This is a genomic window from Ramlibacter paludis (assembly GCF_022012305.1).
In the GTDB taxonomy this organism is placed as follows: Bacteria; Pseudomonadota; Gammaproteobacteria; order Burkholderiales; family Burkholderiaceae_C; genus Ramlibacter; species Ramlibacter paludis.
Genome location: NZ_JAKLTM010000004.1, coordinates 362,866 through 389,426 on the forward strand (window position 1 = coordinate 362,866; position 26,561 = coordinate 389,426).

At 70.0% G+C, this 26,561-nt stretch carries 25 protein-coding genes; 13 read left to right on the forward strand and 12 right to left on the reverse strand.

What is annotated here, in order from left to right; translation table 11 throughout:
• The first annotated feature begins 36 nt into the window (after positions 1-36).
• Positions 37-432 (forward strand): lactoylglutathione lyase, encoded by a 396-nt coding sequence (gene gloA, locus LZ009_RS15420; RefSeq protein ID WP_275698837.1) that lies wholly within the window; start codon positions 37-39, stop codon positions 430-432.
• On the opposite strand, the gene LZ009_RS15425 is transcribed toward gloA, so the two are convergent.
• From LZ009_RS15425 to edd, 3 genes are read right to left on the reverse strand one after another with little or no spacing between them, the layout of a single operon-like run.
• Positions 390-1,214, reverse strand: a complete 825-nt coding sequence (locus LZ009_RS15425; protein ID WP_275698838.1) for an alpha/beta hydrolase — start codon at positions 1,212-1,214, stop codon at positions 390-392. The two genes, gloA and LZ009_RS15425, sit on opposite strands and share 43 nt — an antisense overlap.
• A complete protein-coding gene (eda, locus tag LZ009_RS15430; protein WP_275698839.1) occupies positions 1,211-1,879 on the reverse strand; it encodes a bifunctional 4-hydroxy-2-oxoglutarate aldolase/2-dehydro-3-deoxy-phosphogluconate aldolase in 669 nt (222 codons plus the stop codon). The genes LZ009_RS15425 and eda overlap by 4 nt, the downstream gene beginning before the upstream one ends.
• On the reverse strand, positions 1,870-3,687 hold the full coding sequence (edd, locus tag LZ009_RS15435; protein WP_275698840.1) for a phosphogluconate dehydratase: 1,818 nt from the start codon (positions 3,685-3,687) through the stop codon (positions 1,870-1,872). The genes eda and edd overlap by 10 nt, the downstream gene beginning before the upstream one ends.
• Before the next feature lie 96 nt (positions 3,688-3,783).
• Between edd and LZ009_RS15440 the strand changes: the two genes are divergently transcribed.
• The 4 genes from LZ009_RS15440 (at position 3,784) to LZ009_RS15455 (ending at position 8,145) form a co-directional block, all read left to right on the forward strand.
• Positions 3,784-4,380, forward strand: a complete 597-nt coding sequence (locus LZ009_RS15440; RefSeq protein ID WP_275698841.1) for a gamma-glutamylcyclotransferase — start codon at positions 3,784-3,786, stop codon at positions 4,378-4,380.
• A 46-nt stretch (positions 4,381-4,426) separates the two neighbouring features.
• Positions 4,427-4,951 (forward strand): superoxide dismutase family protein, encoded by a 525-nt coding sequence (locus tag LZ009_RS15445; RefSeq protein ID WP_275698842.1) that lies wholly within the window; start codon positions 4,427-4,429, stop codon positions 4,949-4,951.
• A gap of 81 nt (positions 4,952-5,032) precedes the next feature.
• Positions 5,033-5,515: a Crp/Fnr family transcriptional regulator gene (locus LZ009_RS15450; protein WP_275698843.1), complete on the forward strand. Its 483-nt coding sequence runs from the start codon at positions 5,033-5,035 to the stop codon at positions 5,513-5,515.
• 2 nt (positions 5,516-5,517) lie between these two features.
• Positions 5,518-8,145, forward strand: a complete 2,628-nt coding sequence (locus tag LZ009_RS15455; RefSeq protein ID WP_275698844.1) for an FAD-dependent oxidoreductase — start codon at positions 5,518-5,520, stop codon at positions 8,143-8,145.
• A 4-nt stretch (positions 8,146-8,149) separates the two neighbouring features.
• Here LZ009_RS15455 and LZ009_RS15460 read toward each other — a convergent pair whose 3' ends face one another.
• From LZ009_RS15460 to LZ009_RS15470, 3 genes are read right to left on the reverse strand one after another with little or no spacing between them, the layout of a single operon-like run.
• Complete coding sequence (locus LZ009_RS15460) at positions 8,150-8,668, reverse strand: nucleotidyltransferase family protein (protein WP_346730750.1); 519 nt, start codon at positions 8,666-8,668, stop codon at positions 8,150-8,152.
• Between the two features lie 13 nt (positions 8,669-8,681).
• A complete protein-coding gene (locus LZ009_RS15465) occupies positions 8,682-10,826 on the reverse strand; it encodes a xanthine dehydrogenase family protein molybdopterin-binding subunit (protein WP_275698845.1) in 2,145 nt (714 codons plus the stop codon).
• A 13-nt stretch (positions 10,827-10,839) separates the two neighbouring features.
• On the reverse strand, positions 10,840-11,304 hold the full coding sequence (locus tag LZ009_RS15470) for a (2Fe-2S)-binding protein (RefSeq protein WP_275698846.1): 465 nt from the start codon (positions 11,302-11,304) through the stop codon (positions 10,840-10,842).
• 112 nt (positions 11,305-11,416) lie between these two features.
• Between LZ009_RS15470 and pdxH the strand changes: the two genes are divergently transcribed.
• Positions 11,417-12,067: a pyridoxamine 5'-phosphate oxidase gene (gene pdxH / locus LZ009_RS15475; protein ID WP_275698847.1), complete on the forward strand. Its 651-nt coding sequence runs from the start codon at positions 11,417-11,419 to the stop codon at positions 12,065-12,067.
• Between the two features lie 99 nt (positions 12,068-12,166).
• Here pdxH and LZ009_RS15480 read toward each other — a convergent pair whose 3' ends face one another.
• The 3 genes from LZ009_RS15480 to msrA are packed head-to-tail and all read right to left on the reverse strand — an operon-like array spanning position 12,167 to position 15,446.
• Positions 12,167-14,392, reverse strand: a complete 2,226-nt coding sequence (locus LZ009_RS15480) for a xanthine dehydrogenase family protein molybdopterin-binding subunit (RefSeq protein WP_275698848.1) — start codon at positions 14,390-14,392, stop codon at positions 12,167-12,169.
• A 14-nt stretch (positions 14,393-14,406) separates the two neighbouring features.
• Entirely contained in the window at positions 14,407-14,865 is a 459-nt protein-coding gene (locus LZ009_RS15485; protein ID WP_275698849.1) for a (2Fe-2S)-binding protein, read from the reverse strand.
• 44 nt (positions 14,866-14,909) lie between these two features.
• Complete coding sequence (gene msrA, locus LZ009_RS15490; protein ID WP_275698850.1) at positions 14,910-15,446, reverse strand: peptide-methionine (S)-S-oxide reductase MsrA; 537 nt, start codon at positions 15,444-15,446, stop codon at positions 14,910-14,912.
• Between the two features lie 55 nt (positions 15,447-15,501).
• Between msrA and LZ009_RS15495 the strand changes: the two genes are divergently transcribed.
• The 7 genes from LZ009_RS15495 to LZ009_RS15525 all read left to right on the forward strand — a co-directional run bounded on the left by LZ009_RS15495 (position 15,502) and on the right by LZ009_RS15525 (position 23,789).
• Positions 15,502-16,263 carry a YdcF family protein gene (locus LZ009_RS15495; protein WP_275698851.1) on the forward strand — a complete coding sequence of 254 codons (762 nt, stop codon included), beginning with the start codon at positions 15,502-15,504 and terminating at the stop codon, positions 16,261-16,263.
• Between the two features lie 86 nt (positions 16,264-16,349).
• The gene (locus LZ009_RS15500; RefSeq protein ID WP_275698852.1) at positions 16,350-17,018 is read left to right on the forward strand and encodes a TetR/AcrR family transcriptional regulator; all 669 of its coding nucleotides are present in this window, start codon (positions 16,350-16,352) and stop codon (positions 17,016-17,018) included.
• A complete protein-coding gene (locus tag LZ009_RS15505) occupies positions 17,015-18,148 on the forward strand; it encodes an efflux RND transporter periplasmic adaptor subunit (RefSeq protein WP_275698853.1) in 1,134 nt (377 codons plus the stop codon). Before LZ009_RS15500 ends, LZ009_RS15505 begins: the two co-directional genes overlap by 4 nt.
• A 3-nt stretch (positions 18,149-18,151) precedes the next feature.
• Positions 18,152-21,337: an efflux RND transporter permease subunit gene (locus LZ009_RS15510; RefSeq protein WP_275698854.1), complete on the forward strand. Its 3,186-nt coding sequence runs from the start codon at positions 18,152-18,154 to the stop codon at positions 21,335-21,337.
• Positions 21,338-21,356: 19 nt separating this feature from the next.
• The gene (locus tag LZ009_RS15515; protein WP_275698855.1) at positions 21,357-22,046 is read left to right on the forward strand and encodes a protein-L-isoaspartate O-methyltransferase family protein; all 690 of its coding nucleotides are present in this window, start codon (positions 21,357-21,359) and stop codon (positions 22,044-22,046) included.
• Positions 22,047-22,060: 14 nt separating this feature from the next.
• Positions 22,061-22,396, forward strand: coding sequence for a rhodanese-like domain-containing protein (locus tag LZ009_RS15520; protein ID WP_275698856.1), 336 nt, complete (start codon positions 22,061-22,063; stop codon positions 22,394-22,396).
• A 79-nt stretch (positions 22,397-22,475) separates the two neighbouring features.
• Positions 22,476-23,789, forward strand: coding sequence for a TolC family outer membrane protein (locus tag LZ009_RS15525; RefSeq protein ID WP_275698857.1), 1,314 nt, complete (start codon positions 22,476-22,478; stop codon positions 23,787-23,789).
• 29 nt (positions 23,790-23,818) lie between these two features.
• On the opposite strand, the gene LZ009_RS15530 is transcribed toward LZ009_RS15525, so the two are convergent.
• The 3 genes from LZ009_RS15530 to waaC all read right to left on the reverse strand — a co-directional run bounded on the left by LZ009_RS15530 (position 23,819) and on the right by waaC (position 26,558).
• The gene (locus tag LZ009_RS15530; RefSeq protein WP_275698858.1) at positions 23,819-24,256 is read right to left on the reverse strand and encodes a PaaI family thioesterase; all 438 of its coding nucleotides are present in this window, start codon (positions 24,254-24,256) and stop codon (positions 23,819-23,821) included.
• 81 nt (positions 24,257-24,337) lie between these two features.
• Complete coding sequence (locus LZ009_RS15535; RefSeq protein WP_275698859.1) at positions 24,338-25,585, reverse strand: 3-deoxy-D-manno-octulosonic acid transferase; 1,248 nt, start codon at positions 25,583-25,585, stop codon at positions 24,338-24,340.
• 7 nt (positions 25,586-25,592) lie between these two features.
• On the reverse strand, positions 25,593-26,558 hold the full coding sequence (gene waaC / locus LZ009_RS15540; RefSeq protein ID WP_275698860.1) for a lipopolysaccharide heptosyltransferase I: 966 nt from the start codon (positions 26,556-26,558) through the stop codon (positions 25,593-25,595).
• Positions 26,559-26,561 lie beyond the last annotated feature (3 nt).

Consider the following 26,561-nt stretch of genomic DNA (forward strand, 5'->3'; position numbering starts at 1 on the left):
ATGCGGCTGCGCGCGCGGGTCGCCATAATCGGCGCCATGAGACTCCTCCACACCATGCTGCGCGTCGGCGACCTGCAGCGCTCCATCGATTTCTACACCCAGGTGCTGGGCATGAAGCTGCTGCGCACGACGGAGCGGCCGGAGCAGAAGTACTCGCTGGCCTTCGTCGGCTACGGCAGCAATCCCGAGCACGCGGAGCTGGAGCTTACCTACAACCACGGCGTGAGTTCGTACGACCTTGGTAACGCCTACGGCCACATCGCGCTGGGCGTGCCGGACGCCTACGCGGCCTGCGACAGGATCCGCGCGGCCGGCGGCAACATCACGCGCGAGCCCGGCCCGGTCAAGGGCGGCAGCACCGTGATCGCCTTCGTGACGGATCCGGACGGCTACAAGATCGAGCTGATCCAGCGCGCGACGACGTCCGAGTAAGCCCCGGGCAGCCCGAGCTCATGGTCGATGGCCATGTGGCTCATGGCCTTGGGCAGGACGGCCACGCGCGGCCCGGCCTTGTCCGCGAAGGCCTGCGCCTGCGCGCAGGAATGCGACCGCAGGCTGGAGCACACCAGCAACATGGGCGAGGCGACCATCTTGCCTTGCAGCGCGTGCACGGGCGACACGCTTTCCCAGAAGGTCCGGTCGCGGCCGAAGGCGCGGTCGTACAAGGGCGCATGGCGCGCGCGCATCAGCGCCGGCACGTCGAGCGCCGCTCCGTCCAGGTTGATGGTGGCGCGCCAGGGCTTCGCGCCTTGCGCTTGCGCAAGCTGCGGTGCCGCGTGCAGCAGCGCGACCAGGTGCCCGCCGGAGGAATGCCCCATCAGCACGACGCGCTGGCCGTCCGCGCCCCAGGACGCGGCCTTCTGCTGCACCAGCGCCAGCGCGCGGGCGACGTCCTGGGCCTGCACCAGCGGATCGGCCGCCGGCAGCAGCCGGTAGTTGACGGAGACGACCACGTAGCCGCGGGCCGTCCAGTAAGCGACCTTCGGGCGGATCATCGCCGCCGAGGCCTTGTCGCCGATGGCCCAGGCGCCGCCATGCACCATCACCAGCACCGGGCCGGTGGGATGCAGGGGAACATAGGCGTCGATGCGCTGCAGCGGGTCGTCGCCGTAAGCGAGGTCGCGCACCGGCTGGACGGCGGTGTCGGCCTGCGCCTGCGCCCCGCCACCCAGCAAGGCGGAGGCCAGGGCCAACGCGAGGAACGCCGCCCTCATGCGCGCGGCAGGCGCGCGGCTTCCCCGGCCAGCTGGGTGATGCGCGCCCAGTCGCCCTTCACCACCGCATCGCCCGGCGTCAGCCACGAACCGCCCACGCATTCCACGTTGAGGAGCGCCAGGAACTCGCCCGCGTTGGCCGGCGTCACGCCGCCGGTGGGACAGAACTTCACGTCGTTGAACGGGCCGTGCCAGGCCTTGAGCATCGCCGGGCCGCCCGCCTGCATGGCGGGGAAGAACTTGAGCGCCGCATAGCCGTCTTCCTGCGCCGCGAGGATCTCGCTGCCGGTGGCGACGCCGGGCAGCAACGCCAGTCCGAGGTCGTGGCACGCCTTGCCGATGGCATGGGTGTAGCCGGGGCTGACGGCAAAGCGAGCGCCCGCCATCGCCGCGGCCTGCGCATCGGCGGCGCTGCGCACGGTGCCCGCGCCGACCACGGCTTCCGGCACTTCCTTGGCGATCCGCTCGATGCAGGCCAGCGCCACCGGCGTGCGCAGCGTGACCTCCAGCATGCGGATACCGCCCGCAACCAGTGCGCGCGCCAGCGGCACCGCATGGGCGACATCGTTCAGGACGATCACCGGGATCACCGGCGCGTCCTGCATCACTTCCAGGGCCGAGGGCTTGCCACCGGCCGACCACTTTCCATCCGTGTCTACAGCCATGTGCAGGCTCCTTCTTCCGCGGCGAGCGCATTGTGGCGCATGCCGGCAAAGAGCTCGCGGCCTATGCCATGCCCGTTCGCATCGGCCTGCGCCGCGGGCATCTTGAGGGTTTCGCGCGCGGCCCACTCCTGCGCGTCGACCAGCGCCTGCAGCGTGCCCTTCACGCCGTCGACCCGCACGATGTCGCCGTCGCGCAGCTTGGCGAGCGGCCCGCCCGATGCGGCCTCGGGTGACACGTGGATCGCGGCCGGCACCTTGCCCGAGGCGCCGCTCATGCGGCCGTCGGTCACCAGCGCCACCTTGAAGCCCTTGCCTTGCAGCACGGCCAGCGGCGGCGTCAGCTTGTGCAGCTCCGGCATGCCGTTGGCGCGCGGGCCCTGCCAGCGCACCACGCAGACCACGTCGCGCTCCAGCTCGCCCGCCTTGAAGGCGGCGTGCAGCGCGTCCTGGCTGTCGAAGATGCGCGCCGGCGCCTCGATGACGTGCCGGTCTGCCGGCACGGCCGACACCTTGATCACGCTGCGCCCCAGGTTGCCGGTCAGGAGCTTGAGGCCGCCGGTCTGGCTGAAAGGAGCGCTGGCGGGCCGGAGGATGGTGTCGTCGCCGGAAGTGCCCGTGTCCGCCCAGGAGAGCTTTCCATCCTGCTTGGCCGGAATCCGCGTGTACTCGCGCAGCCCGCCTTCACGCACCGTCAGCACGTCCTCGTGCATCAGGCCCGCGTCGAGCAGTTCGCGGATCACGTAGCCGGGCCCGCCCGCATCCTGGAACTGGTTCACGTCGGCCGTGCCGTTGGGATAGACGCGCGCCAGCAGCGGCACTACGTCGGACAGCTTGTCGAAGTCGTCCCAGTCGATCACCAGGCCCGCCGAACGCGCCACGGCCACCCAGTGGATCAGGTGGTTGGTGCTGCCGCCGGTGGCCAGCAGCGCCGCCATGGCGTTGACGATGCAGCGCTCGTCGACGATGCGGCCGATGGGCGCGAAGCGCCGTGCCTTGACAATGCCGAGCACGCTGCGCACGGCCTCGCGCGTGAGCTGCTCGCGCAGGCCGTCCTGCGGCTGGATGAAGGCACTGCCCGGCACGTGCAGCCCCATCGCCTCCATCAGCATCTGGTTGCTGTTGGCGGTGCCGTAGAAGGTGCAGGTGCCTTGCGTGTGATACGCCTGCGATTCCGCTTCCAGCAATTCCTCGCGGCCCACCAGGCCCTGCGCCGCCTGCTCGCGCACCTTCGCCTTCGCGCTGTTCGACAGGCCGCTGGGCATGGGCCCGCCGGGCACGAACACGGTCGGCAGGTGGCCGAAATGCAGCGCGCCGATCAGGAGGCCCGGCACGATCTTGTCGCAGATGCCCAGCAGCAGCGCGGCGTCGAAGACGTCGTGGCTCAGGCTGACCGCGGTGGAAAGCGCGATGGTGTCGCGCGAGAACAGGCTCAGCTCCATGCCGGGCGTGCCCTGCGTCACGCCGTCGCACATGGCCGGCACGCCGCCCGCCACCTGCGCGGTGGCGCCGTGCCGGCGCGCTTCGTCCTTGATGATGTCCGGATAGCTGGCGTAGGGCGCGTGCGCCGACAGCATGTCGTTGTAGGCGTTGACGATGCCGATGTTGGGCGCGCGCTCGGCGACGATCCTGAGCTTGTCGTTGGAGGGGATGCCGGCAAAGGCATGCGCCACGTTGGCGCAGCCCATGCGGTCGGCGCCGCGGTCGCGGGCCGCGGCGGCATCGATACGGGCAAGGTAGGCGGAGCGGGTGGGTTGGCTGCGTTCGCGAATCCGCTGGGTGACCGCCGCCAGCACGGGATGAAGGCTCATGGAAATCCGGTAACTTTGTTTCGTCTCCATCGTACCCCCCGTCCAAGGCCCTTGGGGTTACGAACCGGTTACCAAAAGGCCCTACAGTCCTGCTTCATGACGGAGGTGTTGAAGCCGCAGCGCGACCCGCAGGCCATGCTGGAGCACGCCATGGCCGAATGGGGCGGCGCCGAGGACCTGTGGATCTTCGGCTACGGCTCGCTCATCTGGCGGCCCGAGTTCGACTTCGCCGAGCAGCGCCCGGCGCGCGTGCACGGCTGGCATCGCGCGCTCAAGATGTGGAGCCGCATCAACCGCGGCACGCCGGAGCGGCCGGGCCTGGTGTTCGGGCTGCTCACCGGCGGCTGCTGCCGCGGCGTGGTGTTCCGCATCGCGCGCGAGCACGGGGCCCCGACCCTGGCGCGGCTGTGGTCGCGGGAGATGAAGACGGCCGTCTACGACCCGCGCTGGCTCATGGCGCACACGCCGCAGGGACCGGTGCGCGCGCTGGCCTTCACGCTGTCGCGCCAGAGCCCCAGCCACACGGGCGAGCTCAGCCCCGAGGAGTACCGCGCCATCTTCGCGCAGGCGCAAGGCATCTACGGCACGACGCTCGACTACGCGCACCGCACGCTGGAAGAGCTGCGCCGGCACGACATCCACGACCGCAACCTGGAGAAGCTGCTCAAGCTGATCCAGCCGGGCGACGCCTGAGGCACTCCGGGGCATTACAGTCGGCCTCCTGTACGAGGAGACTCCGATGAAGCGCATTTCCCGGCTGCTGGCCGCGGCAGCCACGGCCTCGCTGGCCGCGTGCACCACGCTGCCCGGCGGCCCGGTGGCCACGGCAACGCTGTCGTCCACCACCGGCAACAAGACCGCGGGCAGCGTGCGGTTTGCCCAGCAGAGCGACGGCCGCGTGCTGGTGTCGGGCGAGATCCAGGGATTGAAGGCCAATGCCGAACACGGCTTCCACATCCACGAGAAAGGCGACTGCTCCAGCGGCGACGGCATGAGCGCCGGTGGCCACTTCAACCCGAAGGCGCAGCCGCACGGACGCCACGACGCGGCCGCGCGCCACGCCGGCGACCTGCAGCCGCTGCGGGCCGATGCGAGCGGCGTGGCGCGCTTCAGTTTCGAATCGACGGGGATCAGCGTGGGGCCGGGCGCAGCGGACGTCGTCGGCCGCGGCCTGGTCGTGCACCGCGACCCCGACGACCACAAGGCGCAGCCGATGGGAAACACCGGCCCGCGGCTGGCCTGTGCGGTGATCGTAAGAGGTTGATTCCTGCACCCCCCCCGGTGCTTGACTTCCGGGGCGCACTGGGACATGTTGTCGGCTCCTCGACCGGAGACGGAGCGCCGCATGGACCCCGCCGAATTCTTCGACTACGGCACCGGCCGGCAGCAGGATGCGCAAAAGGCCGCGCCGCTGTTCCTGGCGAACCTTGCGCAGGAGGGCTGGACGCGCTTCCTGTCGGTGGCGCGGCGGCGTGCCTTCGAGCAAGGCGAGGTGATCGTCAGCCACGGTGAGACCTCGCGCGAGTTCTACATCGTCGCCAGCGGCCGGCTCGAGGTCGTCGCGCCGCAGCGCAATGGCAGCGAGCGCCACGTCTACTTCGTGGAGCCGATGTCGATCTTCGGCGAGCAGGCCTTCTTCGACGGCCAGCCGCGCTCGGCCACCGTGCGCGCGCTCAGCGAAGGCTCGCTGTTCGGCGTCACGCCCGACGCGTTCGAGGTGCTGTCCGCCCGCTTCCCGGACCTGACCCGCCTCGCGCTGTTCGACCTCGGCCGCATCCTGTCGCTGCGGCTGCGCGAGATGACCCAGTTCGCCTTGCAGGGGAAGTGAAGATGGCCGCGCCCGTTCCCTTCCCCAACTACCTCGAACTGCCCACCGGCCTGCCGATCGCGGCCTGGAAAGTGCTGCGCGTGTTCAGCGTGTTGTCGGCCCTGGGCCTGGCCGCCCTGCTGATCCTGCGGCCCGCGCTCGGCCTGCCGCTGTTCTGGCAGCTGATCGTCCCGTTGCTTCCGCTGGTGTTCCTGCTGGCCCCCGGCGTGTGGCGCAACGTCTGCCCGATGGCGGCCTTGAACCAGGCACCACGGCTGCTGGGATTCGCACGCGGGCGCGAACAGACGCCCGTGATGCGGGAGTACAGCTATGTCGCCGGGATCGCGCTGTTCCTGGTCCTGGTGTCCAGCCGCAAGTGGCTGCTGGACGAGAGCGGCAGCGCCACGGGGCTGCTGATCCTGTTCGGCCTGGGCGGCGCCCTGCTTGGCGGGCTGGTGTTCAAGGGCAAGAGCGGCTGGTGCAGCAGCATCTGTCCGATGCTGCCGGTGCAGCGCCTGTACGGCCAGACCCCGTTCAAGGCGGTCGCCAACGCCCACTGCCGCCCCTGCCTCGGCTGCACCAAGAACTGCTACGACTTCAACCCGCGCGCGGCCTACCTGAGCGACCAGTACGACGCCGATCCCCACTACGTCGCCTACCGCAAGCTGTTTGCCGCCCTGCTGCCCGGCTTCATCCTCGCCTGGTTCACCGTGCCCACGGGCAGCCCGCCGGCGGCGGTGTATGCCCTGATCGGCCTGTACTGCGCGCTCAGCCTGGCCCTGTTCCACGTGCTCGACACCTTCCTGAAGGTGCACAACAACCGGCTGCCGATCGCCTTCGGCGCCGTGGCCTTCTGCTGCTACTACTGGTTCGCGGCCGACACCTGGCTGCACAGCGCCGGCCGGATCGCGGGCTGGGACGTGCCGGCGGCGGCCGTGTGGGGCGCGCGCGCCGCGCTCGGCGCGTTGGCGCTCGCCTGGGTCGCCCGCAGCTTCGCCACCGAAAACGTCTTCCGCGAGCAGATGGCGCAGCGCAGCGCCGGCCAGCCGGTGCGCCTTGGCGCGGGAGCGGCGGCCGCCCTGCGGGCCGCGGAACGGCAGGCCGACGTGGAGCTGGTGATCGCACCGGAACAGAAACGCGTGCCCGCCCAGGCCGGCCAGACCCTGCTGGAGCTGATCGAAGGCTGCGGAGGCAAGATCGAAGCCGGCTGCCGCATGGGCGTGTGCGGCGCCGATCCGATCGCGGTGTGCTCGGGCGCGCAGCACCTCTCGCCGATCGGCCATGACGAGCAGAACACGCTGGCCCGCCTGGGCTTCGCACCCAACACGCGGATGGCCTGCTCGGCGCGCCTGCAGTCGGGCAGCGCCACCATCACCCTCACGCCGGAGAAGGCGCCGGTGTCGCTCGCGCCGGCGGTGGCCGCCTTCGACCGCTCGATCCGCGAGGTCGTGATCATCGGCAACGGCATCGCCGGCGTCACGGCTGCGGACCACCTGCGGCGCCGCCATCCGGAATGCAGCATCCGCCTGGTGGCCGAGGAAAACCACCACCTGTACAACCGCATGGGCATCACGCGCCTGGTGTACGGCCGCTCCGCCATGCAGGGCCTGCACCTCATGCCCGATGGCTGGTACGCCGAACGCAACATCGACGTGCTGCTCAATACGACCGCCCGCGGCATAGACCGCGAAGCCCGCGCCGTGGAACTGGCGGACGGCGGCAGCCTGCCCTACGACCGCCTGATCCTCGCGACCGGCAGCAGCAGCTTCGTGCCGCCGATGGCGCAATGGAGCGCCGACGGCTGCTTCGTCCTGCGCAGCGCCAACGATGCGATGCAGATCCGCCACTATGCGCAGCACACCAACGCCCGTACCGCGGTCGTCGCCGGCGGCGGCCTGCTGGGGCTGGAGGCCGCCTACGCGCTGCACAAGCTCGGGCTGCACGTGTCGGTGGTGGAACGCAATGCCTGGCTGCTCCACCGGCAGCTCGATCGGCAAGGGGGACAGGTCCTGCAGCGCTACCTGCGCAGCGTGGGCCTGGACATCCTGGTCGCCACCCAGCTCGACTCGCTCACGCGCGACGAATCGCAGCGCCGCATGGTCCGCCTGTCGGGCGACAACACGGTGCCCGCCGACATCTTCGTGGTGGCCGCCGGCATCGTCCCCAACATCGCGCTGGCCCAGGCGGCCGGCCTGGCCACCCGGCGCGGCGTGGTCGTCGACGGCGGCATGCGCACCAGCGACCCGGCGATCTTTGCCGCGGGCGACGTGGCGGAGTTCGACGGCCGCATCCCCGGGCTCTGGCCGGTCGCGGTGGAACAGGCCGAGGTGGCGGCCTGCAACGCCCTCGGCGAGAGCCGCGCCTACCGGGAACCGGTGCTCTCGACGATGCTGAAGGTCGTCGGCGCGGACCTCGTTTCGGTCGGCCAATACGATCCGGCCGAGGGCGACGAAGCCCTGGTGGAAGAAGACATCAGCGAGCACCGCTATCGCAAGCTGGTGCTGCGCAACGGCGTGCTGCGCGGCGCCATCCTGATCGGCTGGCCCGACCTGGTCGAGCCGGTCTGCACTTGCGTCAAGGCGGCACGCGATGCGACGCCGGTGCTGGATTCCGTGCGGGCGAGCGACTGGAGCCCGCTGACCACGCTGTGAACGCTCAGGCGCCGGCGAGCATCCTTTCAGCGCGCGCCAGGTCGGCCACCGTGTCGATGTCGGTGACGATGCCTGCGTCGTCCAGGTCCAGGCGCAAGACCTGGCCTTGCTTCACGATCGCCGCCGCGCCCTCGGCGCCCTGCAGCGCCTGCAAGGCCGCGCCGTGCCGGGCGGAGAAGCCCACCGGATGCCCGCGCGCGCCTTCATGGAAGGGCATCACCACGTCGTGCGTCGCCAGCGCTTCGGCCACCGCGCGCAGTGAACGCGCCTGGACGAGGGGCAGGTCGCCCGGCAACACCAGCCATCCCGGCGCATCGCGCGTGGCCCGCACCGCCGCGGCGATCGACTCGCCCATGCCGGGGTGACCCGCATCTTCCACGTGATAGGGCAGCCCGCTCGCGCGCACCGCCGCCAGCGTGTGTTCCAGCACCGGCCTTCCGGCCAGCAAGGCCCGCAGCTTGGAACCCCGCCCGCCCGAAGCGTTGAAGCGCTCGCCCCGTCCCGAGGCGAGCACCAGCACCACGGGCGACGACGCCTCAGGCAGAACGGATCGCCTCCGCCGTGATCGGCAGCTTGCGCACCCGCTTGCCGGTGAGCGCCGCCACCGCGTTGGCGATGGCCGGCACCACGACGGCCGTCGCCGGCTCGCCGATGCCGCCCGGCTTCTCGGTGCTGTTCACGAGCGTGATGTCGATCACCGGCGCCTCGTTCATGCGCACCAGCGGGAAGTTGTGGAAGTTGGTCTGCTGCACGCGGCCATTGTCCAGGGTGATCTCCTGCATCAGCGCCGGCCCCATGCCGAACACCACGCTGGACTGGATCTGCGCTTCCACCGTGTCCGGGTTCACCATGCGCCCGAGGTCGGCCGCCACCGTCACCTTGTGCACCTTCACGGAACCGTCGGCGTTCAGGCTGACCTCCGCCACCTGCGCCATGTAGGTGTCGTAGCCTTCCATCAGCGCGATGCCGCGCGCGCGGCCGGCCGGCAGCGGCGTGCCCCAGCCCGCCTTGTCGGCGGCGATCTTCAGCACGTTGGCGAAGCGCGGCTGGCTGGCGACCAGCGCCATGCGGTAGGCATAAGGGTCCTGCCCCGCTTCCTTCGCCAGTTCGTCGATGAAGCTCTCGTTGGCAAAGGCATTGAGCAGGTGGCTGACCGAGCGCCAGTAGCCCACGCGCAGGCCGGCGTCGTGCTTGACCACGTCGTGGCGGAAGGCGGGGATCGCATAGGGCGCCAGCGCGGCTTCGGTCATCAGCGGGTCCTGCACTTCCGCCGGCAGGCCGAACACGCGCCCGGTGATCGACTGCGACGTCATGCGGAAGGTCATGGCCGTGGGCTTGCCGTCCGGGCCGAGCGCCGCCGCCAGCTGGTGCAGCGCCTGCGGCCGGTAGAAGTCGTGCGTCATGTCGTCCTCGCGCGACCACACCAGCTTCACCGGCCGGTTCACCGCCTTGGAGATCTGCGCGGCCTGCACGATGAAGTCGAGGTCGATGCGCCGGCCGAAGCCGCCGCCCAGGAAGGTGGTCTGCACCGAGACGTCCTGCGGCTGCACGCCCAGTGCCTTGGCCACCGCGCCCTGCGCGCCGTCCTGCCACTGGGTCGGACCGATCAGCATCACCTTGCCGTCCTTCCACGAGGCCGTGAAGTTCATCGGCTCGAGCGGCGAATGCGACAGCAGCTGGCTCACGTATTCACGCTTGACGACGCGTTGCGAGCCGGCGATGACGGCGTCCGGGTCGCCCTGCGTCTTGATCACCAGCGGCTTGCCGGTGCCCGAGGCCGCGCGTATGCCTTCCAGCATCGCCTTGTCATTGAGCTTCGCGTTGGGGCCGTCGTCCCACTGGATCTGCAGCTCCTTGCGGGCCTTGTTGGCGCGCCACCAGCTGTCGGCCACCACGGCGACGCCGTCGGGGATCTGCACCACGTCGATCACGCCCGGCATCGATTTCGCCTTGGCCGCGTCGAAGCTCTTGACCGTGCCGCCGATCACCGGCGCCTGTTCCAGCGCCGCGTAAGCCATGCCCGGCACCTTGACGTCGATGCCGAACTGCGCGGTGCCGTTCACCTTGGACGGCGTGTCGAGCCGGCGCGTGCGCTTGCCCACGATGCGGAAGGCGCTCGGGTCCTTCAGCGGCGGCTTTTCCGGCACCGGCATGTTGGCGGCGCTGGCCGCGAGTTCGCCGAAGGTGGCCTTCAGGCCGCGCGGGCCGGTGATGATGCCGTTGCCGGCCTTCACCTGGTCGCGGTCGACGTCCCAGCGCGCGGCCGCCGCGGTGATCAGCATTTCGCGCACCTGGGCGCCGCCTATGCGCAGCTTGTCCCAGCCGTCGCGCACCGAGGTCGAACCGCCGGTGAGCTGGGGGCCGCCCAGCAAGGCGTTACCGTAGGCCTTGGCATCGGGCGGCGCGATGGCGACGCGGATCTTGTCCAGGTCGACGCCCAGTTCCTCGGCGATCAGCATCGGCATCGAGGTGTAGACGCCCTGCCCCATCTCCGAGCGGGCGGAGATCAGGGTGATGGTGTTGTCGTCGGCGATGTGCACCCAGGCGTTGGGCGTGTAGAGCGTGCCCGCGGCATGCGCGTCGCGCAGGCCGGGAATCGACACGCCCAGGAGCAGGCCGCCGGAAGCGAGGGCCGTGGTCTTGAGGAAGCCGCGGCGGGAGGTGTCAGCGATGGGGTCCATGGTGTGCTTCTCCTCAGGCCTTGCGCAGCGTGGAGGCGGCGTCCTTGATGGCGGCGCGCACGCGGCCATAGGTGCCGCAGCGGCACAGGTTGCCGCTCATGGCGGCGTCGATGTCGGCGTCGCTCGGATTCCTGTTCTTCGCCAGCAGCGCCGCGGCACTCATCAACTGGCCGGACTGGCAGTAGCCGCACTGCGGCACGTCGTGCTTGATCCAGGCCACCTGCAGCGGATGCGTGTTGTTGCGCGACAGGCTTTCGACCGTGGCAACCTTCTTGCCGGCCACCGCGGAAACCGGCGTCTGGCAGGATCGGATGGCCTGGCCATCGAGATGCACCGTGCAGGCGCCGCACAGCGCCGCGCCGCAGCCGAACTTGGTGCCGGTGAGGCCCAGTTCATCGCGGATCACCCACAAGAGCGGCGTGTCGGGCTCGGCCTGGGCCGCCACTTGCTTGCCATTGAGATTGAAACTGACGCTCATCTTCCTGCCTCCTTAAGCTCATCGGAGCCTAGCTTTACGCGGAGGAAAGTTCATCGGGTTAACCCTTGCGCCTCACACTTCGTCGCAGATTGCGACACTTAGAATTCGCGGCATGAGCAGCAGCACTTCCTCCCAGGTCGCCGACCTGCGCAAAAGCTACGAGCGCGCCGAACTGGGCGAGGACGCCTCGCATGCCGATCCCTTGAAGCAGTTCGACCAGTGGCTCACCGAGGCGATCGCCGCGCAGGTGCCGGAACCGAACGCGATGACACTGGCCACCGTCGGCAGCGACCTGCGTCCCAGCACGCGCGTGGTGCTGGTCAAGGGCTACGACGCACGCGGCATCGTCTGGTACACCAACTACGAAAGCCGCAAGGGCCAGGAGCTGGCCGGCAACCCTTACGCGGCACTGCAGTTCCACTGGGTCGAACTCGAGCGCGTGGTGCGCATCGAGGGCCGGGTGGAGAAGGTAGGCGCCGACGAAAGCGACGCCTACTTCGCCAGCCGCCCGCTCGACTCGCGCATCGGCGCCTGGGCCAGCCCGCAAAGCCAGGTCATCTCCGGCCGCTCGGTGCTGGTGGCGAACGCGGCGAAGTACGGCGCGCAGTTCCTGCTGAACCCGCCGCGGCCGCCGCACTGGGGCGGCTACCGGCTGGTGCCGGACAACTGGCAGTTCTGGCAGGGACGCAAGAGCCGGCTGCATGACCGGCTGCGGTATTCGCTGCGGGACGGAGCTTGGATCCGGGAGCGGCTCGCTCCCTAGACCTTGTCATTGCGGGCTAGCCCCGCAATCCATCGCCGGCTGCTTGAACGGCCGCGGGAGATGGATCCCGGGTCAAGCCCGGGATGACAAAAGCACGAACTAGACCGACACGAAAGGCAACGCGCGCGGCGTCTTGCCCGTGATCCGCGCGATCGCATTCGCGAACGCCGGCGCCAGCGCCGGCAAGCCCGGCTCACCCATCCCCGTGGGCGGCTCCGCGCTCGGCACGATGTGCACCGCGATCTTCGGCATGTCGGTGATGCGCGCCACCGTGTAGTCGCCGAAGTTCGACTGCTGCACCACGCCGTCCTTCAGCGTGATCGCAGCGCCCGGCAGGCACATGCCCAGGCCCATCAGCGCGGCGCCCTGCACCTGCGCTTCGACCGACAGCGGATTCACCGCGAGGTTGCAATGCACGCCGGCCGTCACCGCATGCAGCTTCGGCGTGCCGTTCTCGACCGACGCTTCCACGACGTACGCCACCACCGACTCGAAGGACTCGTGCACGGCCACGCCCCAGGCCCGGCCCGCCGGCAGTTGCCGCTTGCCGTAGCCGCTGCGGTCCACCGCGAGCTGCAGCGCCGCCTGGTGGCGCGGATGCTTGCCGCCCATCAGCCGCAGCCGGTAGGCCACCGGATCCTGCTGCGTCGCGCGCGCCACTTCGTCGAGCAGCGTCTCCATCACGTAGGCCGTGTGGGTCGAACCCACGCTGCGCCACCAGAGCACCGGCACGTTGACCTCCGGGTGGTGCACGCTCAGGCGCATGGGAAGCGCGTACGGCTCCTTCATGCCTTCGACCATCGTCGCGTCGATGCCGTCCTTGACCATGAAGGCCTCGAAGGGCGAGCCCTTCAGGATCGACTGGCCGACGATCACGTGGTCCCAGGCCAGGATGTTGCCCTGCGCGTCGTGGGCGATCTCCGCGCGGTGCACATGCATGGGCCGGTAGTAGCCGCCCTTGACGTCGTCCTCGCGGCTCCACAGCGTGCGCACCGGGGCGTCGACACCGGCGCCGCGTGCCGCCTTGGCGACATTGCAGGCCTCGACGACGTAGTCGCTGCTGGGAATGGCGCGCCGGCCGAAGCCGCCGCCGGCCATCTGCGTGTTGACCTTGATCGCGGTCGGCGGCACGCCCAGCGTGCGCGACGCTGCCAGCGCGTCCAGCCCGGGCATCTGCGTTCCCATCCACAGCTCGGCGCGGCTGCCGTCGAAGGCCACCGTGCAATTCAGCGGCTCCATCGGCGCGTGCGCCAGGTAGGGGAAAGTGAATTCGGCGCTGATCTTGTGCGGCGCCGAAGCCAGCGGGCCCATGTCCGCATCGAATTTCTTCGCGCCCGGCTTGCGCGCGAGTTCGCGGTACTGCGCCAGCAGCTGTTCGCTGTCGGCCTTGGCGACGCCGGAAGTGTCCCAATCGAGCTTGAGCGCGTCGCGCCCTTGCTTGGCGGGCCAGTAGCCGTCGGCGACCACGGCTACGGCTTCGCCGCCGCGGTCGGCGGGAATCCGCACGACGGCGCGCACGCCGCGCACCTGCTTCGCCGCGCTGTCGTCCACCGCGCGCAGCTTCGCGCCGAACACCGGCGGCCGCGCGACCACCGCGGTCAGCATGCCCGGCACGCGCACGTCGATGCCGAAGGCCTGCTGGCCGCTGGACTTGGCGCGCGCGTCGAGCCGGCCGGTCGGCTTGCCGATCAGGCGGAACTGCTTCGGGTCCTTCAGCGTGACGGCTTGCGGCACCGGCTGCTTCATCGCCGCCCCGGCGAGCTCGCCGTAGGCCAGCTTGCGACCGCCCGGGCCGACGACGAAGCCGTTCTCGGTACGCAAGGCGGACGCATCGACCTTCCACTGGTCGGCGGCGGCCGCGAGCAGCATCGCGCGCGTGCGGGCGCCGAGCTCGCGGTACTGCGTGTACGAGTTCTTGATCGAGTTCGAGCCGCCGGTCAGGTGCATGCCGAAGGCCGGATCCGCATAGGCCGGATTCGCGTCGCCATGCACGCTGCGCACCCTGGACCAGTCCGCATCGAGCTCCTCGGCGAGGATCAGCGGCAGGCCGGTCAGCACGCCCTGCCCGAATTCGAGGCGGTTCACGGTGACGGTGACGATGCCGTCCGGCGCGATGCGCACGAAGGCGGACGGTTGCTGGTGTGGCTTCAGGGCGGCGGGGCCGTCCTGCTGCGCGCCGGCGGCGAGCGGAAAGGCGCCGAGCGCGAAGCCGGTGCCGGCGGCGGCGCCGGCCAGCTTGAGGAAGGTGCGGCGCGGCAGGCCTTCAGCCGCCTGGGGCGCGAGCCGGTGCAGGAGCTGCGGCGGGAGCGTGGGATCGAAGTGCATGGTGCGGCTCCCGTTCAGGCCAGCGACCTGGCGGCGTCGTGGATGGCCGCACGGATGCGGGCATAGGTGCCGCAGCGGCAGATGTTGCCGGCCATGGCGGCGTCGATCTCGGCATCGCTCGGGTTCTTCTTGCCTTGCAGCAGCGCGGTGGCGCTCATCACCTGGCCGCTCTGGCAATAGCCGCATTGCGCCACGTCGTGCTTGACCCAGGCCGCCTGCACCGCCTTGCCGACCCGGTCGCTGCCCACCGCTTCGATGGTGGTGATCTTGCGCCCGTCGACCGCCGAGATCGGCGTGATGCAGCTGCGGGTGGCCTGGCCGTCGACGTGCACCGTGCAGGCGCCGCACAGCGCCTGGCCGCAGCCGAACTTGGTGCCGGTCATGCCCAGCGTGTCGCGCAGCGCCCAGAGCACGGGCGTGGAAGGATCGGCATCGACCGCGTGGTCCTTGCCGTTGATGTGGAGTGTGGCCATCGCGGAACTGTAGGGCCGCGATTCTTAGCCCACCGTTAGGAGCGCTACTTCTGCAGCGCCGCGAACGTCTTCCTGAACTTCGCCACCTTCGGCGCCGCCACGGCCATGCAGTAGCCCTGGTTCGGGTTCTTCTCGAAGAAGTCCTGGTGGTATTCCTCGGCGGGCCAGTAGTTCTGCACCGGCTTCACCTCGGTGACGATCGCCTTGCCGAAGGCGTTGTCGCGGGTCAGCTCCTGGATGATGTCCTCGGCCGCCTGCTTCTGCTCCGGCGTGGCGTAGTAGATGCCGCTGCGGTACTGGGTGCCGCTGTCGTTGCCCTGGCGATTGAGCGTGGTCGGGTCGTGCACCACGAAGAAGATCTCCAGGATCTGGCGCGTGCTGATCTGCGCCGGGTCGTAGGTGAGCTTCACCACTTCGTTGTGGCCGGTGGTGCCGGTGCACACCTGTTCGTAGCTCGGTCGCTGCGCGCTGCCGTTGCTGTAGCCCGATTCGACGTCGGTGATGCCCTTCACTTCCTTGAAGACCGCTTCCGTGCACCAGAAGCAGCCGCCGCCCAGCACCAGGGTTTGCGTATCCGCCATGTCATTTCCTTTCGCCATCCGGAACACTGTAGTCGCTCCAGTACGATCGCGCCCGATGCTGCCCGGCGAACTCAAACCCATCCTCACCGCCCTGGCGCTGCCGCCCGCCGGTCCCTTGTTCCTGGCGCTGGCCGGGCTGCTGCTGGCGCGCCGGCGGCGTCGGGCCGGGCTCGCACTGGCCTTCGTGGCACTCCTGGGCCTGTTCCTGGCCAGCACCAACGGCGTGGCCGTGTTCCTGGCGCGCAACCTGCTGCCGCAGGTTCCGGTGGTGCAAGCGGCCGAACTCGAATCGGTGCAGGCCATCGTCGTGCTGGGCGGCGGTGTCGATCTCGACACGCCGGAATACGGCAGCCCGCAGCTGGACGTGCACGCGCAGAACCGCCTGCGCTACGGCGCCTGGCTGGCGCGGCGCACCGGCAAGCCCTTGGCCTATGCGGGCGGGCTGGGCTGGGCGGCGGTGGGCACGCAGCAGGAACCGGAGGCGCAGGTCGCGCGGCGCGTCGCCCAGGAGGATTACGGTCTGGCGCTGCGCTGGCTGGAGGACCGTTCGCGCGACACACGGGAGAACGCGCTCTTCATGGCCGAGGCCATGAAGCCCGATGCGGTCAGGCGCGTGGCGCTCGTCACCGACAGCTGGCACATGCCGCGCGCGGTAAAGGCCTTTCGCGCGGCCGGCTTCGAGGTGGTCGCAGCGCCCACCGGCTACCCGCAGGTGAAGCGCAACCCGGTGCTGGAGTGGTTGCCGTCGGACGATGGCCTGCGCCTGTCGCGGCAGGTGTTGCGGGAGTGGCTGGGCTTGCGGGTCGCGGGCGGCTGAACCCGGACGGTTGGGCTGCCTTGACGCGTCCAGCCTCGCGCCGCTACATTACTAACCAGTCAGTCAGTAATCAATCGGCACCCCCCATGTCCCTGGAAAAAGAGACGGCCGCGCGTCCGGACGACGGCCCGGCACGGCGCGGCCGCCGCAAGGAAGCGCGGCCCGGCGAGCTGCTCGATGCCGCGCTCGACCTGTTCGTCGAAAAGGGCTTCGCCGCCACCCGCAGCGAGGAAGTCGCCGCGCGCGCCGGCGTTTCCAAGGGCACGCTGTTCCTCTACTTCCCCAGCAAGGAAGAACTGTTCAAGGCGGTGGTGCGCGAGAACATCTCGGGCCGCTTCGCCGAATGGAACGACGAGTTCGAAGCCTTCGAAGGCAGCACGCCGGACATGGTGCGGTACTGCCTGCGCGTCTGGTGGGAGCGCATAGGCGCCACGCGCGCCAGCGGCATCACCAAGCTGATCATCAGCGAGGCGCGCAACTTCCCCGACATAGCGGCCTTCTACCACCAGGAAGTGATCGAACCCGGCACGCAGCTGGTGCGCCGCATCCTCGAACGCGGCGTCGCCCGCGGCGAGTTCCGCGCTCTCGACATCGACTACACCTTGTTCAGCATCGTGGCGCCCATGGTCTACCTGACCATGATGAAGCACTCGGTGGGGGCCTGCGTGCCGGCCGACTTCGAGGTCGACCCGGCCCGCTACGTGGAAACACAGGCGGACAACCTGCTGCGCGGCCTCTGCGCGGAGAAGAAATGAAACTGAAGAACCTGCCCTGGAAGTGGCTGGTGGCGAGCCTCGTCGTGCTGCTGCTGGTGGGTGGCGTGCTGCGCACGCTGGCTTCGCGCAAGGCGCAGCAACCCGCCGTCGAGACGGCCGCGGCGCAGCCCGTGGTCGAACTCGCGCAGACCGACGTGGTGCAGGCGCAGCCGCGCGAGCTGCAGCGCGGGCTGCCGGTGTCGGGCTCGCTCAAGGCCGTCAACTCTGCCCTGGTCAAGGCCCGCGTGCCGGGCGAATTGCAGGGCCTGACCGTACGTGAGGGCGACACGGTGAAGGCCGGCCAGGTGATTGCCCGGGTCGACCCGACCGAGGCCGGCGCGCGCCTGAAGCAGGCGCAGCAGCAGGCCGACGCCGCCAAGGCGCAGATCGACATCGCCCAGCGCGCCTTCAGCAACAACAAGTCGCTGGTGGAACAGGGCTTCATCTCGCGCTCCGCCGTCGACACGGCGCAGGACAACCTGGCCGCGGCCCAAGCCAATCATCGGGCGGCGCTGGCCGCGGTGGACGTGCTGCGCAAGGGCCTGGACGACGCCGTGCTGCGCGCGCCGATCAGCGGCGTGGTCTCGCAGCGGCTCGCGCAGCCGGGCGAGCGCGTCGCGCTGGATGCGCGCGTGGTGGAGATCGTCGACCTGGGTTCGCTCGAACTGGAAGCCGCGCTGAGCCCGGCCGATTCGCTGGAGCTGCAGGTGGGCCAGCAGGCGACGCTGCAGGTGGAAGGCAATCCGCGGCCGCTGCCGGCGCGCGTGGTGCGCATCAGCCCGAGCGCGCAGGCCGGCAGCCGCAGCGTGCTGGCCTACCTGGCGCTGGCCGACACGGCGGGCCTGCGCCAGGGCCTGTTCGCGCAAGGAACCGTCGCCACCGGACGCGCCTCGGCGCTCGCCGTGCCGCTGCCTGCCGTGCGTACCGACAAGCCATCGCCTTATGTCCAGGTCGTCGAGAACGGCAAGGTCGCGCACAAGCCGGTGAAGCCGGGCGCGCGCGGCGACAGCGACAAGGAAACCTGGGTCGCGGTGGACGGCATCGCGGCGGGCGCGACGGTGATCCGCGGGCACGTGGGCCCGCTGCGCGAGGGCACGCTGGTGAAGTTCACGGCCGCGCGAGCGCCCTAGGCCATGTGGTTCACCCGCGTCAGCCTGAAGAACCCCGTGTTCGCCACGATGGTGATGTTCGCCATCGTGGTGCTGGGGTTGTTCTCGTACCAGCGCCTGAACATCGACCAGTTCCCCAACATCGACTTCCCGGTGGTGGTGGTCACGGCCGAATACCCAGGCGCCTCGCCCGAGATCGTCGAGTCCGAGGTCAGCAAGAAGATCGAGGAGGCGGTGAATTCCATCGCCGGCATCAACGCCCTCACCTCGCGCAGCTACGAAGGCCAGTCCGTCGTCATCCTGGAGTTCCAGCTGTACGTGGACGGCCGCAAGGCGGCGGAGGACGTGCGCGAGAAGATCGCCGCCGTGCGGCCCACCCTGCGCGACGAGGTGAAGGAGCCGCGCGTGCTGCGCTTCGACCCTTCCAGCCGCGCCGTCTGGTCGCTGGCCGTGCTGCCCGACGCGGCCAAGGGCAAGGCGATGAGCGCGGTGGAGCTCACCAACTGGGCCGACCAGGTGCTGAAGAGGCGGCTGGAGAACGTGCGCGGCGTCGGCTCGGTCACGCTGGTGGGCGGCACCAAGCGCGAACTGAACCTCTACCTGAACCCGGCGGCGATGGAAGCGCTGGGCATCACCGCCGACCAGGTCGTGGCCGCGGTGCGCACCGAAAACCAGGACTTGCCCGTGGGCGCGATCCGCTCGCAGGCGCAGGAGCGCGTGGTGCAGGTGGCCGCGCGCATGGAACGGCCCGAAGACTTCGGCCGGATCATCGTCGCCCGCCGCAATGGAGCGCCGGTCCGCCTGGACCAGGTCGCCCGCGTTGCCGACGGCGGCCAGGAAGTGGAGAGCCTCGCGCTCTACAACGGCCAGCGCACGCTGCTGCTCACCGTGCAGAAATCGCAGGACGAGAACACCATCGCCGTCATCGACGGCCTGCGCGCCACGCTGGCGGAAATGCAGGCGCAGCTGCCGCCCGGGGTGAAGCTCGAGCCGGTCACCGACGCCTCGCGGCCGATCCGCGTTTCGGTGGAGAACGTACGCCGTACGCTGCTGGAAGGCGCGCTGCTCACGGTGCTGATCGTGTTCCTGTTCCTGAACTCGTGGCGCTCCACGGTGATCACGGGCCTGACGCTGCCGATCGCGCTGATCGGCACCTTCCTCTTCATGTACGCCTTCGGCTTCTCCATCAACATGGTGACGCTGATGGCGCTGTCGCTGTGCGTGGGCCTGCTGATCGACGACGCGATCGTGGTGCGCGAGAACATCGTGCGGCACGTGCAGATGGGCAAGTCGCCCTATCAGTCCGCGTTGGACGGCACCCAGGAGATCGGCCTCGCGGTGCTGGCCACCACCTTCTCGATCGTCGCGGTGTTCCTGCCGATCGGCTTCATGGGCGGCATCATCGGCAAGTTCTTCCACGAGTTCGGCGTCACCATCGTGGCGGCGGTGCTGATCTCGATGTTCGTCAGCTTCACGCTCGACCCGATGCTGTCCTCGGTGTGGCACGACCCCGAGATCGAGGCGCACGGCCGCAAGCAGGCGCCGCGGACCTTGTACGAAAGGACGATCGGCCGCGTCACCGGCTGGTTCGACACCGCCACCGAGCGCCTGGCGGACGGCTACCAGTCCATCCTGCGCTGGTCGCTCGCGCACAAGCTGGCCACCGTGCTGGCGGCGGCGGCGATCTTCCTCACCAGCATCTTCATGGTGCCGCTGCTGGGCACCGAGTTCGTCCCCAAGGCGGACTTCTCCGAGACCAGCATCAGCTTCTACACGCCGGTCGGCTCCTCGCTGGAGCTCACGGAATCCAAGGCGCGCCAGGTCGAAGCGATCGCGCGCGAGTTCCCGGAAGTGAAGTACACGGTGGCCACCATCAACACCGGCAATGCGGCCGGCAAGATCTACGCCTCGCTGTACGTGCGGCTGGTCGACCGCAAGCAGCGCAGCCGCAGCGTAGACCAGATGGCGGCGGTGCTGCGCGAGCGGCTGAAGCAGGTGCCCGGCATCACGGTCACGCATGCCGGCCTGCTGGATGCGGTGGGCGGCAACAAGCAGATCGAGTTCTCGCTGCAGGGGCCCGACCTGAAGGAGCTGGACCGCCTGTCGCGGCTGGTGACGGAGCGCATCCGGAACATCCCCGGGCTGGTCGACCTCGATAGCAGCGTGAAGCCGGACAAGCCCACGGTCAGCATCGCGATCCGGCGGGATGCGGCGTCGGACCTCGGCCTGGGCGTGGCCCAGGTCGCCGGCGCCCTGCGCACGCTGGTGGCCGGGCAGACGGTGGGCAACTGGCGCGCCAGCGACGACCAGACCTACGACGTCAACGTCCGTCTGGCGCCCGAAGCGCGCACCGCACCGCAGGACCTCGAACGCCTCCCCTTCGCCCTGGGCGCCAACGCCGACGGCAGCACCCGCGTCGTGCGCCTGAACCAGGTGGCGACCGTCAGCGAAAGCACCGGCCCGAACCAGATCAACCGGCGCGACCTGACGCGCGAGGTGGCCATCAACGCCAATGCCTACCAGCGCTCGGCCGGGGAGATCTCCAAGGACATCAAGGCGCGCCTGGACGGCGTCCAGATGCCTCCCGGCTACCGCTACCAGTTCGGCGGATCCACCAAGAACATGCAGGAGTCCTTCGGCTACGCGGTGTCGGCCCTGGTGATGGCGATCCTGTTCATCTACATGATCCTGGCCAGCCAGTTCAAGAGCTTCCTGCAGCCCCTGGCCCTCATGACCTCGCTGCCGCTCACGCTGATCGGCGTGGTGCTGGCGCTGCTGATGTTCAACTCCACGCTGTCGATCTTCTCGGTGATCGGCATCGTCATGCTGATGGGCCTGGTGACCAAGAACGCCATCCTACTGGTTGACTTCGCGATCCGCCTGCAGGAAGACGGCATGCCGCGCGCCGAGGCGCTGCTGCAGGCGGCGCGGGTGCGGCTGCGCCCCATCCTGATGACGACGCTGGCCATGATCTTCGGCATGGTGCCGCTGGCCTTCGCCCTCACCGAGGGCTCCGAGCAGCGCGCGCCCATGGGCCAGGCCGTGATCGGCGGGGTGATCACCTCGTCGCTGCTCACCCTGGTGGTGGTGCCGGTCGTGTACTGTTATCTCGACGACCTGGCCCGCTGGGCCAAAGGCCGGCGCAAGCCGATTTCGGGCGGTTCCGGGGCCCTGCCCGTCGCCGCTTCTAAAATGGACGGTTTGTCCTGACTCCCGCCCGAAATTGACCATGACCCCCCAAGCCGACCTCGAACGCGCCCGCTTCAACCTGATCGAGCAGCAGATCCGGCCCTGGGACGTGCTGGACCTCGACATCCTGGACCTCCTGGGCCGCATGCGCCGCGAGGATTTCGTGCCGCCCGCCCACCAGGCGCTGGCCTTCGTGGACATGCTGATCCCCCTGGGGACCAGCGCCGAGGAAAGCATGCGCAGCGGCCAGTGCATGCTGGAGCCCAAGGTGGAAGCCCGCATGCTGCAGGACCTGCAGGTGCAGCCCACCGACAAGGTGCTGGAAGTCGGCGCCGGTTCCGGCTACATGGCCGCCCTGCTGGCCGCCCGGGCGCAGCGCGTGATCTCGCTGGAGATCGCGCCCGAACTGGTGAAGATGGCCCGCGACAACCTGCAGCGCGCGGGCGTGCGCAACGCGGAAGTGCGGGAAGCCGACGGCGCCAAGGGCCTGGCGGCCGAAGGCCCGTTCGACGTGATCGTGCTTTCCGGCTCGGTGGCCGAAGTGCCGCAGGCCCTGCTGTCGCAACTGAAGGTCGGCGGCCGCCTGGGCGCGGTTGTGGGCAGCGAGCCGATGATGCGCGCGACCTTCATCCGCCGCACCGGCGAGGCGGCGTGGAAGACCGAGCAGCCCTGGGACACCGTGGCCCCGCGCCTGGCGCACTTCCCGGAACCCACCCGTTTCCATTTCTGAAAGCAGTACCCCCGATGATCGACCAGGTCCGCCCCTCCCGATTGAAAGACTGGCTGCAAGGCCAGGACGGCGCCCCGCTGGTGCTGGACGTGCGCGAGGACTGGGAGCTCAAGACCGCAAGCGTGCGCGCCGACGGTTTCGAGCTGCGCGCCATCCCGATGGGTGAAGTGCCGGCGCGGCTGGCCGAACTGCCGCAGGATCGGCCGCTGGCCGTCCTGTGCCACCACGGCGGCCGCAGCCAGCGCGTGGCGGCGTTCCTGGAGCAACAGGGCTACACCCGTGTGGCGAATATCGCGGGCGGAATCGATGCGTGGTCGCAGGAGATCGATCCGGGCGTGCCACGCTATTGACAACGCCCCGAGAATGGGGCGCTGCGGTAGACAACGAGACAAAAGCAGAATCAAAGAAGGAAGACGGACCATGAAACTGATGCGGCTCCTCCCCCTTTCGGCGGCGGTCGCCCTGGCCCTCACGGGCCAGGCGCGCGCGGAAGGACTGCTCGAACTTTACGAAGCAGCCCGCGCCTACGACGCCACGTTCCAGGCAGCCAGGAACCAGTACGACGCCAACGTGGCGCGGGCGGACCAGTCCCTGGCGGGCATCCTGCCGCAGGCCGGCCTTTCAGGTTCGATCAACCGCAACGCGTTCAACCTCGACCTGGGTAGCGTCGATCGCAAGTACACGACGCAGGCGGTGACCTTGAGCGCCTCCCAGCCGCTGTACCGGCCGGCCAACCTGGCCACCTACCGGCAGGGCAAGCGCCAGGCCCAGCTGGCCGATTACCAGCTGACCGCGGCGGGCCAGGACCTGATCGTGCGCATCAGCCAGGCCTACTTCGACGTGCTGGCGGCGCAGGACACCCTGGGCTATGTACGCGCGCTCAAGGCCGCCACCGCGGAGCAGCTGGCCTCGGCCAAGCGCAACTTCGAGGTCGGCACCTCCACCATCACCGACACGCGCGAAGCGCAGGCCCGCTACGACCTGGTGCTGGCGCAGGAAATCGCCGCCGACAACGACCTGCGCATCAAGCGCCTGGCGCTGGACACCGTGGTCGGCAAGAGCAACACCCAGCCCACCCCGCTGGCCACGCCGCTCTTCGTGCCCGAGCCGCAGCCGGCCGACCCCGAGGCCTGGGTGGCCGCCGCGGAAGCGGCCAGCCCGCTGATCCAGCAGGCCAGGACCAACGTCGAGATCGCGCAGCTGGAAACCGAGAAGGCCTACGCCGGCCACAAGCCCACCCTGGACCTGACGGCCAACGTGGGCGAGACGCGCTTCATCGGCGGCAGCACCACCTCCACGCTGGACCAGCGGCCGAAGACCGGCGCCGTCGGCGTCGCCTTGAACGTGCCCCTCTTCAACGGCTTCGCCGTGCAGAACCGCGTGCGCGAAACGCTGGCGCTGGAAGAAAAGGCCCGCACCGACCTCGAAGGCGCCCGCCGCCTGGTGACGCAGCAGGTGCGCACCGCCTACTTCGGCGTGGTCTCCGGCCTGGGCCAGGTCCGCGCGCTGGAAGCCGCCGAAGCCTCCAGCCAGAGCTCCCTGGACGCCAACCGCCTGGGCTACCAGGTCGGCGTGCGCATCAACATCGACGTGCTGAACGCGCAGACCCAGCTGTTCCAGACCAAGCGCGACCTCTCGCAGGCGCGCTACAACGTGCTGCTGGGGCACCTGAAGCTGCGGCAGGCGAACGGCACGCTGCAGCCGGAAGACCTGGTGCGCTTGAATACGCTGGTTCAGCGCTGATTGGCGCCAGCCGGGGTTGCCACCCCGGCCTACGAGTCAAGGCCGCCCGCAGGCCGGGGTGGCAACCCCGGCTGTCCCACCGGCACCAGCAAGGTCTCCCCGGTCGCCACCAGCGTCTCCCCGGCAAACAGCTCGCAAGCCGTGAACACCTGCGTCCTGCCCGGCTTCACCACCCGCGCGCGCGCGACGAAACGCTCCCCCGCCGCCGGCCGCAGGCAGTTCACCGAGTAATGCGAAGCCAGCACGCGCCCGACCAGGGTTGCAGCCGCGAAGCCGCAAGCCGTGTCGATCAGCGCGCCTTGCAGCCCCGCGTGCAGCAGGCCCGCATACTGGCCCGCCTCGCCGCGCCAGGGCATGGCGATCTCGGCGAAGCCAGGCTCGGCGCGCAGCACCTCGATGCCGCACCAGCGGTTGAAGGCGGCGCTGGCATTGATCGCCCGGATGCTGGCCAGAAGGTCGGTGTCCATGCGGCCAATCTAGGACCGGGGACTGGCGGCCGCAGTCATGGCGGCGACGCGCCGTCGCCCAGGCGATAGGAGGCGCGCGCCCTACTTCCGTGCGACGAGCGCCAGCACGGCTGCGGCGGTCTTGCCCGCCGCCCCCCGGTGCGCCGCCGCGAACTGCTCGCCGGCCGCCGCGACTCGCGCGCGCTCCTGCGCATCGCGCGCCAGCGCCACCGCTTCGCGCACGCCCTCCTCCATGTTCGCGACGCGGCGCGCCGCGCCGGCCGCCAGCGCCAGCTGCGCAGCCTCGCTGAAGTTGAAGGTGTGCGGCCCCATCACCACCGGGCAGCCGCAGGCCGCCGCCTCGATCAGGTTCTGGCCGCCCAGCGGCGCGAAGCTGCCACCGAGCAGCGCCACGTCCGCCATCGCGTAGTAAAGCGGCATCTCGCCCAGCGAATCGCCGATCCACACGTCGCCGGCCGCCGGCGACTCGCCCCAGGCGCTGCGGCGCGACACTGCAAACCCCGCCTGCGCCGCCAGTCCCGCCACCTCGTCGAAGCGCTGCGGATGGCGCGGCACCAGCAGCCACTGCACGCCGGGATGGGCCGCGATCGCGCGCAGGAATTCCGCTTCCTCGCCCTCGCGCGACACGGCAAACAGCACCACCGGCCGGTCCTGCGCGGCGCGCCAGGCGCGGCCGCGTTCCAGCAGCTGCGGCCCCGGCGTGGCATCGAACTTGATGTTGCCGAACACCCCTTGCACCGTGGCCCCTGCTTGCGCCAGCCGCCGCGCATCGTCCTCGGTCTGCGCCCACACGGCGCCGAGCGCCCCATATGTCGGCCGCGACAGGCGCGGCAGCCGCAGCGCCTGCCTGAGCGACTTCTCGCTCAGGCGCGCATTGGCCAGCGCCAGCGGCACGCCCTGCTCCTTGCACAGCAGGGTGACGTTCGGCCAGACCTCGGTTTCCATCAGCACGCCGGCACTGGGCCGGAAGTGGTTCAGGAAGCCCTTGACGGCCTTCGGCGTGTCCCAGGGAAACCAGGCCTGCGCATCGCCCTCGCGCAGCAGGCGCACGCCCTCGGCGCGGCCGGTCGCGGTGCCGTGCGTGAGCAGGATGCGCACGTCCGGCTGCGCGCGGCGCAAGGCGTCGACCAGGATGGCCGCGGCGCGCGTCTCGCCCAGCGACACCGCATGGATCCACAGGCGGCCCGGCTCGGTGTTGTCGGTGTAGCGGCCGAAGCGCTCCTCGACGTGTTCCAGGTAGCCCGGCTCGGCCACGCCGCGGCGGCGCAGCTTACGGCGCAGCAGCGGCTGGGCGCCATAGAGCGCCAGCGTGTAGAGCGGGTGGATCATCCCGCCATCATGCCTTGCCGGCGACGGCCTTCCAGGCGGCCCAGACCGCCTCGACCGAAGGCGCCGGTTCGGCGTAGACACTGCGCTGCCGGCCCGCATCCGCGGGCGGCCCGGTGCGCCAAGCCGTGTCGAAGTTGTAGATCTGCACGTGCGGCAGGTCCAGGGCCACGGCGATGTGGCTCAGGCCGCTGTCGACGCCGATCGCGCCGGCGCAGCCGCCCAGGCGCTCCGTCAGCGCATCCAGCGCGAGCCGCGGCCAGGCTTGCGCCCGCGGCCCGAGCGCGCCGGCAAGGCGTTCGCTGCGTTCACGCTCCTCGTCGTTGCCGTGCGGGAAGGCCAGCGAATAGCCGTGCGACAGCAGGCGCTTGCCCAGCTGGATCCAGGACGCCTCGGGCCAGAGCTTGTCGTCGCGCGAAGTCCCGTGGATCAGAGCGATGCAGTTCGTGGGCGCTGCGGATGTGACCAGCCCGTAGTTCGTGCCGGCCGGCACCGCGTAGCCCAGGGCCGCCGCGCAGAGGTCGCGCGAGCGCCGCACTGCATGCGACTGCGGCTGCACCGGCACCGCGACGTCCGCCACCCAGCGCGTCGGCGCTTCGTAGCTGGAGCCTTCGGTGCGGTTGGCCATTGCATAACGCTTGCCGCCGGGCGCCAGGCGCGCCATGTGCGCGACCAGCGCCGACTTGGTGAGCCCCTGCAGGTCGATCACCGCGTCGTAGGCTTCCTGTTTCAGGTCGGCGCGGAAGGCCCGCCACGCGGCGCGCGTTTCATGCGCGAAGGGCGACTTGCGCCACTTGCGCAGCTCGCAGGGGATCACGCGCCGCACGCCGGCGCAGCGCTGCACCAGCGGCGCGAAGCCGCGCTCCACCACCCAATCGACGCGCGCACCCGGCACCGCCGCCAGCATGTCCTGCACGGCCGGCATGGAGTGCACGACGTCACCGAGGGACGAAAGCTTGACGATGAGGATGTTCAATGC